Source organism: Micromonospora sp. WMMA1976 (assembly GCF_027497335.1).
Lineage (GTDB): Bacteria > Actinomycetota > Actinomycetes > Mycobacteriales > Micromonosporaceae > Micromonospora > Micromonospora aurantiaca.
Map to the genome: position 1 here is coordinate 4,179,636 of NZ_CP114912.1, position 13,395 is coordinate 4,193,030.

At 74.0% G+C, this 13,395-nt stretch carries 14 protein-coding genes; 2 read left to right on the plus strand and 12 right to left on the minus strand.

Annotated features, from left to right (window positions below; translation table 11 throughout):
- Positions 1–2: 2 nt before the first annotated feature.
- On the minus strand, positions 3–734 hold the full coding sequence (locus O7546_RS19055; protein WP_281599847.1) for an SDR family oxidoreductase: 732 nt from the start codon (positions 732–734) through the stop codon (positions 3–5).
- Positions 735–829: 95 nt separating this feature from the next.
- Between O7546_RS19055 and O7546_RS19060 the strand changes: the two genes are divergently transcribed.
- Entirely contained in the window at positions 830–1,678 is an 849-nt protein-coding gene (locus O7546_RS19060; protein WP_281599848.1) for a LysR family transcriptional regulator, read from the plus strand.
- An 8-nt stretch (positions 1,679–1,686) separates the two neighbouring features.
- On the opposite strand, the gene O7546_RS19065 is transcribed toward O7546_RS19060, so the two are convergent.
- The 8 genes from O7546_RS19065 to O7546_RS19100 all read right to left on the minus strand — a co-directional run bounded on the left by O7546_RS19065 (position 1,687) and on the right by O7546_RS19100 (position 9,998).
- Positions 1,687–2,169: a GNAT family N-acetyltransferase gene (locus tag O7546_RS19065; protein WP_194803145.1), complete on the minus strand. Its 483-nt coding sequence runs from the start codon at positions 2,167–2,169 to the stop codon at positions 1,687–1,689.
- Between the two features lie 29 nt (positions 2,170–2,198).
- A complete protein-coding gene (locus O7546_RS19070; RefSeq protein WP_013287415.1) occupies positions 2,199–2,807 on the minus strand; it encodes an ATP/GTP-binding protein in 609 nt (202 codons plus the stop codon).
- Positions 2,788–3,177: a DUF742 domain-containing protein gene (locus O7546_RS19075; RefSeq protein WP_013287416.1), complete on the minus strand. Its 390-nt coding sequence runs from the start codon at positions 3,175–3,177 to the stop codon at positions 2,788–2,790. The genes O7546_RS19070 and O7546_RS19075 overlap by 20 nt, the downstream gene beginning before the upstream one ends.
- Positions 3,174–3,599 (minus strand): roadblock/LC7 domain-containing protein, encoded by a 426-nt coding sequence (locus O7546_RS19080; protein ID WP_030503283.1) that lies wholly within the window; start codon positions 3,597–3,599, stop codon positions 3,174–3,176. Before O7546_RS19080 ends, O7546_RS19075 begins: the two co-directional genes overlap by 4 nt.
- A 66-nt stretch (positions 3,600–3,665) precedes the next feature.
- Positions 3,666–6,152 carry a nitrate- and nitrite sensing domain-containing protein gene (locus O7546_RS19085; protein WP_194803146.1) on the minus strand — a complete coding sequence of 829 codons (2,487 nt, stop codon included), beginning with the start codon at positions 6,150–6,152 and terminating at the stop codon, positions 3,666–3,668.
- An 80-nt stretch (positions 6,153–6,232) separates the two neighbouring features.
- Positions 6,233–7,792: a prenyltransferase/squalene oxidase repeat-containing protein gene (locus tag O7546_RS19090; RefSeq protein ID WP_194803147.1), complete on the minus strand. Its 1,560-nt coding sequence runs from the start codon at positions 7,790–7,792 to the stop codon at positions 6,233–6,235.
- A complete protein-coding gene (locus O7546_RS19095) occupies positions 7,789–8,664 on the minus strand; it encodes a terpene synthase family protein (protein ID WP_269697313.1) in 876 nt (291 codons plus the stop codon). Before O7546_RS19095 ends, O7546_RS19090 begins: the two co-directional genes overlap by 4 nt.
- Positions 8,661–9,998, minus strand: coding sequence for a cytochrome P450 (locus O7546_RS19100; RefSeq protein WP_194803197.1), 1,338 nt, complete (start codon positions 9,996–9,998; stop codon positions 8,661–8,663). Before O7546_RS19100 ends, O7546_RS19095 begins: the two co-directional genes overlap by 4 nt.
- A gap of 311 nt (positions 9,999–10,309) precedes the next feature.
- Here O7546_RS19100 and O7546_RS19105 point away from each other — a divergent pair, with 311 nt between their 5' ends.
- Entirely contained in the window at positions 10,310–10,558 is a 249-nt protein-coding gene (locus O7546_RS19105) for a DUF2630 family protein (protein WP_013287422.1), read from the plus strand.
- A gap of 46 nt (positions 10,559–10,604) precedes the next feature.
- Here O7546_RS19105 and O7546_RS19110 read toward each other — a convergent pair whose 3' ends face one another.
- From O7546_RS19110 to O7546_RS19120, 3 genes are all read right to left on the minus strand, one after another.
- Positions 10,605–11,534, minus strand: a complete 930-nt coding sequence (locus tag O7546_RS19110; RefSeq protein ID WP_281599849.1) for an RIO1 family regulatory kinase/ATPase — start codon at positions 11,532–11,534, stop codon at positions 10,605–10,607.
- 238 nt (positions 11,535–11,772) lie between these two features.
- Positions 11,773–12,417 carry an HAD-IA family hydrolase gene (locus O7546_RS19115; RefSeq protein ID WP_194803150.1) on the minus strand — a complete coding sequence of 215 codons (645 nt, stop codon included), beginning with the start codon at positions 12,415–12,417 and terminating at the stop codon, positions 11,773–11,775.
- A gap of 59 nt (positions 12,418–12,476) precedes the next feature.
- Positions 12,477–13,322 (minus strand): carbon-nitrogen hydrolase family protein, encoded by an 846-nt coding sequence (locus tag O7546_RS19120; protein WP_281599850.1) that lies wholly within the window; start codon positions 13,320–13,322, stop codon positions 12,477–12,479.
- Positions 13,323–13,395 lie beyond the last annotated feature (73 nt).

Sequence of the window (13,395 nt, forward strand, 5' to 3'; positions counted from 1 at the left end):
GCTCACCACGGGATCACGCCCGCGTCCTCGAAGTAGCCGCCGGTCGGCCCGTCGTCGGGCAGCGTCGCGAGCCGGATCGCGATCGCCGCGCCCTGTTGCGGGGTCCGCACACCGCGGAAGCCGTTCAGGTCGGTCGCGGTGAAACCCGGGCAGGCGGCGTTGATCAGGAGGCCCGTGCCGGCCAGCGCCCGCGCGTACTGGATGGTCACCGCGTTGAGCATGCTCTTCGACGGCGAGTACGCCACCGACAGCGGGCCGGTCTGGTGTTCGCCCTCCGAGGCGCTCTGCCGGGTCAGCGAGCCGACGCCGCTGGACATGTTGACGATCCGCGGCGTGGCCGAGCGGCGCAGCAGCGGCAGCATCGCCTCGGTCACCCGGACCACCCCGATCACATTCACCTCGACCGCCGTCCGGATGGTCGCGAGGTCCACGTCACCCGGGTGCTGGGGCACGCCACCTGTCACGCCCGCGTTGTTGACGAGCACGTCCAGGCCGCCGGCCTCCGTCTCCAGCAGCCGGGCGGCGGCGGTCACGCTCGCGTCGTCTGTGACGTCCAGCGGTACGCCGAACGCGTCCACGCCGCCCGCGCGCAGCTTCGCCACCGCCTCGGCGAGCCGCTGCTCGTTCCGGGCGCCGACGCCCACCCGCCAGCCCAGCGCGCCCAGGCCGGCCGCGATCTCGTACCCGATTCCCTTGTTCGCGCCGGTCACCAGCGCGATCGTCCGTTCGCTCATGGTCTCGATCCTGTCCGCGCGGCGGACGAGCCTCCAACACCGCCTCGGTAGCGAGCGATACCCGACGGGTATCGATCCGGCGGTACGGTGGCGGGATGGAGACGCGGGAGCTTCGCTACTTCGTCGCGGTCGCCGAGGAACTGCACTTCGGCCGCGCCGCGCGCCGCCTCGGCATCGCCCAGCCGCCGCTGTCGCGGGCGATCCGCCAGCTCGAACGGCGCCTCGGCGTGACGCTGCTGGAACGGGACAGCCGCCGCGTCGTGCTCACCCCCGCCGGTGCGGTGCTGCTCCGGGAGGGCCGGGCCGCGCTGGACGCCGTGGACGCCGCCGACCGCCGTACCCGCCGCGCCGGTGAGGCCGTGAACGGCGGCCCCGGACTCGTGCTGGCGACGAAGGCGGGTGCATCGAGCGAGCTGCTGCCGAAACTGCTCGACGCGTACGCGGCCGAGCCGGACGCGGTCCCCGTCGAGGTGCTGCTGTGCGGCATCGGCGAACAGGAACGGCTGCTGCGCGACGGTCGGGCCGACGTGGCGCTGCTGCACCTGCCGTTCGACTCGGCCACGGGGCTGGACACCGAGGAACTGGTCACCGAGCAGCAGGTGGCGGTCCTGCCGGCCGGACATCCGCTGGCCCGGCGGCCGCACCTGCTGATGGCCGAGGTGGAGACGTTGCCCGGCCTGCCGATGCCGCGCTGGCCCCGGGCCGACGGGTCGTACCCGGACGGTCCGGGCCCCGAGGTCCGGGACCACGCCCAGTTGTTCCAGCTCATCGCGCTCGGCCGCACCGCCGTGGTGCTGCCGGAGTCGGTCCGGTCGCTGCTGCTCGCCGACCTGACCGCCGTGCCGGTGCCGGACGCCCCGGCGGTGACCACTGTGATCGCGTGGCCGCCGCACAGCCGGTCCCGGCCCCTCGCCGCCCTGATCCGGACCGCCACCCGCCTCTGACCCGCCTCCTAGGCGGGCAGATCCTTGCGCATCTGCTGGGTCACCACCCGGTAGCCGGACGTCTCGTACAGCTTTCGCGCCGTCTCGTTGGCGCCGAAGACGTTCAGCTCCAGCGCCTGGGCGCCGTGCTCCCGGGCCGCCCGCTCCCCGGCCGCGAGCAGCGCCCGCCCGAGCCCCCGGCCCCGGTGCCCGGCGTCCACCTCGATGTCGTAGAGGAACGCGCAGTCGGCGAGACCGCGCGGGTGGGTGAGACCGATCCACAGGCGCCCCACCGGCGAGCCGTCGGCCAGCACGCCGAGCAGGAAGAGCATGCCGGGCGTGTCCATGCCCTGCGGCAGGAAGGCGGCGCTCTCCCGCCGGGCCCGGTCGAGCGCCTCCTCCGGAGTCCAGTTGCCGGCGGCCACGTGCTCCTGCGCGTAGCCGGCCGCCAGGTCGTCCTGCCAGCGCTCGAACTCCTCCGCCGACATCGCCCGTACGCTCACCTCGGTCATCGCCACTCCCCCGTCGATGTTGTGACCGCTCAGTCCTCGGCGGCGCGGCGGCGCGCCTCCCGCAGCTTCATGGCGTGCTCCAGCAGCGTGATCAGCACCTCCTTGGCCGACTCCCGCTTGCGTGCGTCGCACAGCACCACCGGTACGCCCGGGTCCAGGTCGAGCGCGGCCTGCACCTCGTCCAGGCGGAACGTCTTGGCGCCCTCGAAGCAGTTCACCGCCACCACGAACGGCGTACCGCGCCCCTCGAAGTAGTCGATCGACGGGAAGCAGTCGGCCAGCCGGCGGGTGTCGGCGAGCACCACCGCGCCGAGCGCGCCGAGCGCCAGCTCGTCCCAGACGAACCAGAACCGGTCCTGCCCGGGTGTGCCGAACAGGTAGAGCACCAGGTCGTCGCTGATGGTGATGCGGCCGAAGTCCATCGCCACCGTGGTGGTCGACTTCTCCTCGATGCCGGACAGGTCGTCGATGCCGATCCCGGTCTCGGTCAGCACCTCCTCGGTGCGCAGCGGCCGGGTCTCGCTGACCGCGCCGACCATCGTGGTCTTGCCGACGCCGAACCCGCCCGCGATCAGGATCTTGATCGCGGTGGGCAGCGGAGCGGCGCCCGCCGGCCGCTCAGAGCGCCCGTAGTCCATTGATTACCGCCTCGAAAACGTGCTCGTCGGGAAGGCCGGCGGTGGTCGCGCGCGGCTCGCGTACCTGTACCAGGCTGCGGGCGGCCAGGTCTCCGAGGAGGACCCGGACCGTGCCCACCGGCAGGTCGAGATGGGCGGCGATCTCGGCCACGGAGAGGATCCGCTGGCAGAGGCCGACGATCGCCACGTGCTCCGGGCCCAGCCCGGACTCCGACCCGACATCGGTGCGGGTCGAGGTGACCAGCGAGATCAGGTCGAACGTGCCGGTGACCGGGCGGGCCCGGCCTCCGGTCACCGCGTACGGGCGCACCACCGGGCCGGCGTGGTCGTCCACCCACTCCTGCTCCGCGGAGTCCCCCCGGCCGGTCATCGTGCCGCGTTCTCGCCGAGGGGCTGTTCCCGGGTCGGTGACGCGACGAACCGGCCGACCCGGGTGACGAGCATGGCCATCTCGTACGCGATCAGGCCGACGTCCGCGTCCTCCGAGGCCAGCACCGCCAGGCATGCGTTGCGCCCGGCCGCTGTGACGAACAGGAAGGAGGACTGCATCTCGATGATGGTCTGCTGTACCTGTCCGCCACCGAACCGCTTGCCCGCGCCGCGGGCCAGGCTCTGGATGCCCGCCGCCATCGCCGCCAGGTGCTCGCCGTCGTCCCGGCTCAATCCGCGGGACGAGGCCATCAACAGTCCGTCGGTGGAGAGCGCCACGGCGTGCTCCGCCTGCTTGACCCGGCCGACCAGGTCATCCAGCAGCCACGTCAGATCCGCGCTCGAAGCCGTCTTCTGCGCCACTCGTCGTCCTCATCTTCCCGGCTTGTGTGCCGTCAGCTTCCGGTTTCCGTCGCGTCGACGTCCCGGTCAGGTAACCTGCTCGTCCGCGTCGGCCGGCCCACCGCCGGCCCCCTGCGCTCCGCCGAGCAGGCGTGCGGCATCGGTACGGCCGCGTCGGGTGCCGCTCTGGTAGGAGCTCATCATCCGGCGCACCTGCTCCGGTGCACGCGCCGTGTCGTCGTCGGCGGCGTCGTCGTCCGCCGCGTTCTGGTCGTGCCGCAGCTCCGGCACGAGGCTGGCCTGGCGTACCCGGACCGGCAGTCCCGCGTCGGTGACCGGCGCCGTCTCCGCCTCGGTCTCCGGCTCCGTCGCCGGCGACGCCTCCGCCGCGTCGGTCGTGGCGGCGGGCCGCCGCTCCACCACCGCCAGCTCCGTGGTCGGCCCCGCCACCGCGGGCTGCCGCTTGCGGGTACGCGCCGGCAGCCCGGACGGGGTCAGCCGGGGCGCCCGCGTCACCGGCTCCGGCACCTGCGGGGCGGGCTCGGACGGCTGGTCCGATTCGGCGGCGCCGTCCGGACCGGGCGGGGTCGCCGGTCCGTCGCCGTCGCCGGCCGGCGTGCGCCGCACCGGGTCCGGCGCAGGTGCCGTGGGAAGGGCCGTCCCGGGTGCGGGCAGGGCGTCGGCCCCGTCGGCCCCGTCGGCGGTGATCAGTTCACGCGGGATCAGCACCACAGCGGTGGTCCCGCCGTACGCGGACTCCTTGAGCTGCACCTTGACGCCGTGCCGCTCGGTGAGCCGGCTGACCACGAACAGGCCGAGCCGGGCGGCGTCGGCGAGGTTCAGCTCGGACCGGTCCACGATGCGCGCGTTGGCGGCGGCCAGCTCGTCGGCGCTCATGCCGAGGCCACGGTCCTCGATCTCGATGGCGAAGCCGTTCGCCACCAGTTGACCGCGTACCTCCACCGTGGTCTGCGGCGGGGAGAAGGAGAGTCCGTTCTCGATCAGCTCGGCCAGCAGGTGGATGACGTCACCGACGGCACGGCCGGTGAGCGCCACCTCGCCGAGCGGGCGCACGGTGACCCGGGTGTAGTCCTCGACCTCGGCGACCGCGCCGCGCACCACGTCGACCATGGGGACGTTGCGCCGCCAGGCCCGGCCCGGCGTCGAGCCGGAGAGCACGATCAGGTTCTCCGCGTTGCGCCGCATCCGGGTGGCCAGGTGGTCGACCCGGAACAGGTCCTCCAGCTCCTCGGCGTCGTGCTCGCGCCGTTCCATCGCGTCCAGCAGCGTGAGCTGCCGGTGCACGAGCGCCTGGGTGCGCCGGGCCAGGCTCAGGAACACGTCGCGGACGCTGCGGCGCAGCTCGGCCTGCTCGACGGCGGTGCGGACGGCGGTCTCCTGCACGACGTTGAACGCCTTGCCCACCTGACCGATCTCGTCGTCGCCGAACTGCAGTGGTGGCGCCTCGCGGGCGACGTCCACCTCCTCGCCGCGGCCGAGCCGGTCCACCACGCTCGGCAGGCGTTCGTGGGCCAGCTTGAAGGCGGCCTCGCGGAGCCGTTCGAGCTGGCGGACGAGCGCCCGGGCCGTGGTGATCGAGACGACCACGGAGGCGATGACGGCGATCAGGCCGAGACCGGCGGCGAGCACCAGCCGTACGATGACGCCCACCGCGACCGGCGTGGCCCGGGACACGATGTCCTCACCGCCGGCGAGGATGACCTCGCGCAGGTCGGCCATCGCCTTCTCGGCGGCGGCCTGCCACGCCGCGGCGGTCACCGGGGGGCGCACCTCGGCACCCTTGGCCGCGAGCACCTGGTCCTGGAGCGTGCGGAGCTGCTGGAACGCCTCGCCCTCGACCATCCGCTCGAAGCGGGCACGGTCGCCGGGGGCGAGTTCGCGGGCGGTGCGGTCGGCGAGGAACCACTGCGCGCCGACCAGGCGGGCGAACGCGGTCTGCTCGCCGACGGTGATCCGGTTGGCCGCGATCGCGCCGGTGAGCAGCGCGTCCTGTTGGGACAGCAGCTCGCGGGACCGGTTGAGGTCGATCAGCGCGGCGGTGTCCTTGGCGATCTCGTCGTCGTCGAGGCCGCCGAGGGCGTCGAAGACCGCGAAGATCCCGTCTACCGCCTCGTCGTACGCGATGAGCGTGGTGGTCCGGTCGATGGTCTTGCGGCTGACGTCGGCGCGGATCTGGCCGAGCTGGTCCAGTTCGGTCTTCAGCTCGTCGAGCCGCTGCATCAGCTCCTCGCTGGCCGGGATCTCGGTGCGCCAGTCCCGCACCGAGCGCCACAGCGCGCCGGCGGTCTCGTCGGTACGCGCGCGCTGGGCCTCCAGCTCCTGCAGCCGGCTCGGGTCGGACTCACCGAGGTAGCGCAGCGACAGCCGGCGTTCGGCCTGCAACTCCTGCAGCAGCGGGTCGCTCGGCTCGAAGACGCGCGCGTTGAGCGTCTGCACGCCGAGCAGGTTGAATCCGTCCCGTACGGTCACCCACGCGGCGAACGCCCAGAGCGCGGTCAGCGACGCCAGCAGCGCGATGATCTTCGTACGGAGATTCGTACTGCGGGAACCCATCACACCGTCCTGGCCCGGTCTTCGGTCGGTTCGGAATCCGATCGACTCCGGCGCACGCTAGCAGCCGTCGTGAACCTCATTCAAGCGATCCTGATCATGGTAGGTGCGGCCCCGGTCCAGGCCGCCCCGGCACGGCCGGAGGCCGCCAGCACCGCGGCGCGCACGATCCGCGTCGGGCGGTAGAGGTCCTTGTCGTGCCATAGTGCCGGTTCACCCTCGGATCCGTCCAGCTCGGACAGTCGACGACGCCCCCGCACCAGCGCCGACGTGATCCGGGGGTCACCGGGCCGGCCCGCGTCGGCCAGGGCGAGCACCCCGTACGCGGTCTCCTCGGCGGTGCCGTCCCACCGTCCCCAGGAGCCGTCCGGGCGTTGCGTGTCCAGCAGCCAGGCCACCCCGCGCTCGACGGCGGTACGCGCCGCGCCGTCCGGCGCGTGGTCGGCCAGTGCCAGCAGCACCGCATACGTGGCGTAGTACGGCGAGGCGTGCCAGCGGTCCTCCCACCGCCCGTCCGGCTCCTGCCGCTCCAGCAGCCACTCGGTGACCCGGCGCCGGGCGCCGGTGACGCCGGGTGCGCTCGGATGCTCGCCGAGCGCGTCGAGCACGTGCGCGTTCGTGGTCAGCGAGGCGCCGTCCTCCCCCGGCCAGGTGCAGAAGTGCGCTCCGGTGTCGAACCCGGCCAGCGGCGCGACACCGGGTGCGCGGCCCAGCCGGGCCAGCGCATAGAGCGTGACCGCCGTGGTGTCGGCGTCGGCGGGCAGGCCGGGCGCGGTGGCCGCGCCGGACGGTCCGACCGCGGCGCGCAGCTCGGTCAGCACCGGCTCGGGCGCGCCGACCGGCACTCCAGCCCGGACCAGGATGCCGAGCACCCAGGCCCGCTCGAACACGGTGATCGGGCTCGCGCAGGGCACCGGGCCGGGCCGGGCGACCGTGTTCAGGTAGTCGAGCGCGGGCCCGGGCTCCGGGCCGCCAAGCCAGGCGGCGGTGGCGGCCGGTGAGGCGCCGACCGCGCCGCTGACCGAGGGGCGCACCCCGGGCGCCCGGTACGCCAGCTCGCCCGCCACCTCCAGCGCGTGCGCCAGCTTCTCCGGCACCGGGCGTCCGGTGGCGAGCAGTCCGCGTACCCGGTTCAGGCGGGCCGGGTCGAGACCGGCCGGCAGCGGCAGGCGGGGCCGGCCGGCCCACTCGGCCAGCCCGGGTGGCGGCCCGGCCGGGCCGCCGAGGTGCCGGTCCACGGCGGTCAGCAGCGCCGGCACGATCAGGTCGGTGGCCGGCAGGTCCGGCGGGGTGCCGTCGCGCAGCGCGCCGGTCAGGTACGTCAGGCCCCGGCGCGCGGCGTCGGCGGGCGCGACGGACGGCCCGTCGCGGTGCAGCACGGCGAGCAGGGCCTCGACCGCGCTCAGCGTCGGCACCAGCGCGTACCCGCCGGGACCGCCCCAGCCGCCGTCCGGGCGCTGCCGGTCCAGCAGCCAGGCCACGCGCCGGTCGTGGCCGTCGAGCCAGGGTGCGAGCGCGACCAGCCGTCCGGTCTCGTAGACCGACGCCGACGTCTGTCCCTCCGGTTCGCCGCCGAGCGCGGTGATCAGGTCATGCGTGGTCCCGGACCGGGTGGCGGGCACCGATCCGGCGGTGAGCGTCACCGCACGCCCCAGAAGTCGGTGTTCCGGTAGAAGCCGGCGGTGAAGCCGAGCTGCCGGGACAGGAAGCCGGCCTCCCGCGGCACCTCGCCGGCCAGCTTCGCCAGCAGGACGCGGCAGTGGTCGACCTGCTCGGCGAAGAGCCGCTCGACCTCGGCCGGATCGTCCACCAGCAGCAGCGCGTTGAGGTCGCCGGACTCGGCGTCGCGGCGGTGGGTGCCGAGGTCGTTGACCAGGCGCAGGGCCCGCTGCACCTCGTCGCCGACCTCGATCAGCCGCGCCAGCGTGGCGGCGTCGGACACCGATCCGGTGTGGATCCAGTGGGCCACGTTCACCACAGTGGCGGCGAGGTTGTCGGCGTTGGCGAGGTACTCGGCGAGCGTGGGACGGCCGGTGTGCCGCCAGTCCCACTCGCGGGCCATCGCGTCGAGCGTGCGGGCCATCGTGTCGCGCCAGAGGCCGCGCAGCGCCGGATATGCGGGTGCGGCGGCGACGTCGTCGCGCAGCTCGGCGAGGAACCGGCCCAGCGGGTCGGCGGACTCGCCGCCGTCGAGCACGTCCAGGCAGACGGCGGTGATCCGGTCGACCTCGGCCCGGCTGGTGGCCTGGTGGTCGACCAGCCAGTCGACGGCGAAGCCCCAGAGCACCGCGCGGTTGGTCACCGCCAGCTCGGCGGCGGTGTGCCAGGGGGCGCTGAACGCCATCGCCTGCGCGATGCTGCTGAACAGCGTCGCGTCGAACGGGTCGCCGGGGAACAGCTCGGGGTGCGCGGCGGCGGCCCTGCGCAGGCCGCGCTGGCCCTGCGCGGCGAGCGCGCAGACCCGGCCCTGCTCCGCGGCGACCGTAAGCGGATCGGGTGTCGGCCCGTCGGTCATGCCGGCTCCGTCCGCCCGGCGGCGACGAGCGTCAGCTCGACGCGTTCGCGCGGCCGCAGCGCCGCGGCCAGCCGCAGTCCGGGTACGCCGGGGCGGTGCAGCCGGAAGCGGTAGCGGCTGAGCATGGTGGCGAGGATGAGCTGGGCCTCCAGGTAGAACAGGTACATGCCGAGGCACTGGTGCGGCCCGCCGCCGAACGGGAAGTGGGCGTACCGGTGGCGGGTGCGGACGCGCTCGGGGCGGAACCGTTCCGGGTCGAACTCGTCCGGGCGGTCCCAGAACTGCCGCATCCGCTGGGTGATCAGCGGGCTGACCGCCATCGTGGCGCCGGGCTCGATCGGCACGCCGTCGATGACGTCCCCGGCGACCGCACGGCGCGGGATGATCCACCCGATCGGGTAGAGCCGCAGCAGCTCGTCCAGCACCATCCGGGTGTAGGTGAGCCGGCTCAGGTGCTCACGGCGTACCGGCTCGCCGCCGACCACCTCGTCGATCTCGGCGTAGAGCCGCCCGGCCACCTCGGGGTGCTGGTCCAGGTGCGGCCAGGCCCAGGTCAGCACGTTGATGGTGGTCTCCGTGGTGGCGGCGAACATCGCCACTGTGTCGTTGCGGACCTGCCGCTCGTCGAGCTGCCGCCCGTCGTCGGTGCGGGCCTGCCAGAGCGTCGAGATGACGTCGTCGCCCTGGTCGGCGGACTCCCGCGTCTCGCGGACGATCGGCACCAGCACGTCGTCGACGATGCGGACGGCGCGGGCGAACGTGCGGTCGCCGGGCATCGGCAGGGACAGCGGCGCGAACGGCACGATGATCCGGGGGATGACGGCGGTGGCGATGCGGTCCTGCGCCTCGATGACGCGCATCGCGTCCGGCACCGAGATCCGGTCGGCGAACAGCACCTTCATGATCGCCCGGCTGACGATGCGCGCCTGCTCCACGCCGATGTCGACCGGCTGGCCGGCGCGGGCCGGCTCGTCCAGCTCCTCCACCGCGTCACGGATCGCGTCGGCCATCCCGTCGACCAGCGCCTCGACCCGCTTGGCGGTGAACATCGGCTGGAGCATCCGGCGGCTGGCCGACCAGATCTGCCCCTCGCCGAGGATCCCCTCGCCGAACAGCCGCTTGACCGGGCGCCAGAACAGCCCGTCACCTGCTCGTTCGTAGTTGTCCGCCCGGTCACGCAGGACGTGCTGCACGTGCTTGGGGTGGGTGACCAGGTAGGGGCGGAACGAGCCGAGGTTGAGCCGGACCAGTTCACCTTCGGTACGGTTACCGATGTCGATGAGTGCGCGGGCGGGGTCGCGGAGCACCGCCGGCAGGATCTGCCGCAGCGGCACGGTTCGGGGTCGGCCGGTGGGCCTCGGTGTGTCCGTCGGTTCGGGCACCTGAACGCTCCCTCGGTTGACTCAGGGTCGCGACTCCGTATCGACCCGTGACGTTGCTCGCGAGCATGCCATCCTGAGCCGCAGATCAAAAGGCAGGTCGGAGGATATTTCACGTAACAACAATCTCTTTGTCGAGAATGGAGCCCGTGGGATATGCGTCACTCGCGTACACAGTGGCCGTTGCGGAGAGCGAGCAACGCTCACCTCTGACGGACGGCGGCGGAACGCGGGCGCGGACCCGTCCGCTGTGCCAAGCTTCGGGCATGGACGACAAGACCATCCTGAGCCGGATCTCGGAACTCGTCGACGAGGAGCACCGGCTGCGTGCCGACGCGCAGCAGCACGAGGCCGGCACCGACGACGAGGCGCGGGAGCGGCTGCGCGCGCTGGAGGAGTCCCTGGACCAGTGCTGGGACCTGCTGCGCCGCCGCCGCGCGGCCCGCCAGGCACACGGCGACCCGGACGCCCAGGGCGAACGCCCGGTGCCCGAGGTCGAGCGCTACCTGCAGTGACCCGGACCGGCGTCCCGGGCGGTCTCCCGCCCGGGACGCCGGCCGGTCAGCGGACGCCCGCCTCCCGCAGCAGCGCCTCGGTCAGCGCCATCGGGTCGGTCACCGTCGCGGGCATCCCGCGGGCGGTGAACCAGGCGGCCACCACCCGCACATCGCGGGCCAGGAAGTCGGCCCCCTGCGGGTTCGCCACCACGTCGACCACCTGGGGCAGGTCGATCATCACCAGCCGGCCCGCGTGCACCAGCAGGTTGTACGGGGACAGGTCGCCGTGTGCGTACCCGGCCCGGGCGAGCACCGTCAACGCCTCCACGAGCTGGTCCCACAGGTCGCGCAGCTCGTCGTCGTCGGGCCGGACCTGGGCCAGCCGCGGCGCGGCCTCCCCCACCTCGGCGTCGCCGACGAACTCCAGCATCAGCTCGGTGCCGAGCAGCTGCACCGGGTAGGGCACGGCGATCCGCCCGGAGGCGGCCCCGATCTCCCAGAGCTGGGACAACGCGGCGAACTCGGCCGCCGCCCACTGCCCGGCGATCATCTGCCGGCCGAACGCGGTGCGGCCGGTCATCGCCCGCATCTCACGGGACCGGCGTACCCGGCGGCCCTCCAGGTAACCGGCGTCGCGGTGGAACAGCCGGTGCTGGGCGTCGCGGTAGCGCTTGACCGCGAGCAGGCAGGCGCGGTCGGTACCCGGCACGGCACGGCGGACCAGGTGGACGTCCGCCTCCTTGCCGGTCTTGAGTACCCCGAGCTCGGTGTCCCGGGCGGCCAGTTCGGTGACCAGCCACTCCGGGTGCGGCTCGGGGCCGTGGACGGCCTGGTCCCAGGAGGACCAGGCGTCCTCCGCCTCGGGCTCGGCGTCCGGGTCGGTGAGGGTCGGCGGGGTACGCCGCCCCCGCTTCAGGAAGTCGGGTTCGTCGTCGTCGAAGCGGCTCTTGCCGCGGCCTCGGCGCTGCGGCGCCGGGATGTCGTGATCGCGCACGGGTGGATCTGTCCTTCGATCGAGGCTGGTGGAGGCAGGTGGTAAGACCCTGCGAAAACGGCCATGACCGACCCCCTCTCCTCGACCGGGCACACCCGGCTGCGCAGTCGCGCGGCACCATGCTCGTGCCCCGCCCGCGGCGGGTCAACGGATTTTCCGCGCGGTGCGCCACCGTGCCGCCGCGCCGCCTGCCGGCCCGCGCCGCCGTGCCGCCGCCGGCCCGCGCCGCCGAGCGCCGTCAGCCGGCCAGGACGGCCGCGACGGCGGCGATCAGACCGTCCTCGATCCGGGTGGGCGCGAACCTCGGATCGGCCCAGCGGCGTCCCCGGTGCAGCCAGACGCTGGGCAGGCCCACGGCTGTCGCGCCGCCGATGTCCGCCTCCGGGCTGTCGCCGACCACCCACGCGCCGCGCAGCGGCATCCGGGCCCGCTGGGCGGCGAGCGCGAAGATCCTCGGGTTCGGTTTGCTGACGCCCGCCTCCTCGGATATCACCCAGTCGGCGACGTAGCGGTCCAGGCCGGTCTTGCGGATCTTGGCGTCCTGTTGACGGGACGCGCCGTTGGTGACCACCACCGGCACCCAGCCGGCGTCCGCGGCGATCCGCAGCGCGCAGGCCACCAGCGGGTCCAGCCGCATGTGCGCCACCACGCCGTCGTGCAGCTCGTCGACCAGGTCGATCGAGGGGATACGCAGCGCGTACCGGTCACGGATCGCGTCCGCCACGTCCCACCTGTTGGTCAGCCCGTCCGCGTCCACGGACACCAACCAGTCGAGGTCGGCCGGCGGCGCGCCGATGCCGTCCAGGAAGCGTTCTCCCCAGGCGCGGAACGGCCCGTCGCGGTCCAGCAGGGTGTTGTCCAGATCGAGCAGGAGCAACGGCACCTGGGCACCCTACGGGACGGGCCGGAGCACCGACAGGGCCGAGGGCCCCGCCACGGCGATCAGGCCACGAGGACGGCGCGAGCCGCCCCGGCGTCGAGCGGGCGATCCCGCAGCATGGTGTGCGCCGCACGGGTGGCGGCCAGCGCGTCCGGGTCCAGCGTGGCCACCAGCACGTCCTCACCGGTGTCGGCGCCCCGGGCCAGCGGCCGGCCCTCCGGGTCGTACACCGCCGCGCCGCCGTTGAAGCGCCACGGATCGGCGCCGCCGACCGAGTTGGCGAACACCACGTACATGGTGTTGTCCAGCGCCCGCGCGGCGTAGTAGAGGTCGCGGCGGTGCGCCGAGCCGGCCAGGTACCCGCTCGGGCAGAGGTAGCCGTGCGCGCCGTCGCCCGCGGCGGCCCGCGCGTGCTCCGGGAAGCAGCCGTCGTAGCAGACGCCCAGTCCCAGCCGCCACGTGTCGACCTCGAGCGTGGCGCCCCGGCGGCCGGCGTCGAACAGCTCCCGCTCGCCGCTCCAGAGCTGCTGCTTGTCGTACGCGGCGGTGACCGTGCCGGCCCGGTCCACCACGAGCGAGGAGATGGTGCGCCGCCGGTCGGGGTGGCGGACGGCGGCGCCGATCACGACGGCGGCGCCCGCGTCGGCGGCGGCGGAGCGCAGCGGGTCCAGCCGGGCGTCGGTCACCCGGCCGTCGGCGTCGGCCGCGACGTCCGTGCCCTCCGGATCGGCGCCGAGCGTCGGCGGATGGTACGCCGGCAGGAACAGCTCGGGCAGCACCACGACGCGGGCGCCCTCGGACCGGCCGACGAGGCGGGCGGCGGCACGGGCGTTGCCGGCGACGTCGCCGGGGACGGGCTGGGCCTGGACGGCGGCGACGGTGAGCGGGTGCGCGGGCGGGGCGGTCACGCGCCGATCCTAACCACTCGGCGATGCGCGGATGATCATCCGGAATCGCATCTCAAGCCGTACGTACGGTTTG

What these genes read in the sequence shown, in the direction of transcription:
- O7546_RS19075 (WP_013287416.1), bottom strand. Translation starts at nt 3,177, where the DNA reads ATGACCGGCCGGGGGGACTCCGCGGAGCAGGAGTGGGTGGACGACCAC.
- O7546_RS19060 (WP_281599848.1), top strand. Translation starts at nt 830, where the DNA reads ATGGAGACGCGGGAGCTTCGCTACTTCGTCGCGGTCGCCGAGGAACTG.
- O7546_RS19070 (WP_013287415.1), bottom strand. Translation starts at nt 2,807, where the DNA reads ATGGACTACGGGCGCTCTGAGCGGCCGGCGGGCGCCGCTCCGCTGCCC.
- O7546_RS19055 (WP_281599847.1), bottom strand. Translation starts at nt 734, where the DNA reads ATGAGCGAACGGACGATCGCGCTGGTGACCGGCGCGAACAAGGGAATC.
- O7546_RS19095 (WP_269697313.1), bottom strand. Translation starts at nt 8,664, where the DNA reads ATGACCGACGGGCCGACACCCGATCCGCTTACGGTCGCCGCGGAGCAG.
- O7546_RS19105 (WP_013287422.1), top strand. Translation starts at nt 10,310, where the DNA reads ATGGACGACAAGACCATCCTGAGCCGGATCTCGGAACTCGTCGACGAG.
- O7546_RS19085 (WP_194803146.1), bottom strand. Translation starts at nt 6,152, where the DNA reads ATGGGTTCCCGCAGTACGAATCTCCGTACGAAGATCATCGCGCTGCTG.
- O7546_RS19065 (WP_194803145.1), bottom strand. Translation starts at nt 2,169, where the DNA reads ATGACCGAGGTGAGCGTACGGGCGATGTCGGCGGAGGAGTTCGAGCGC.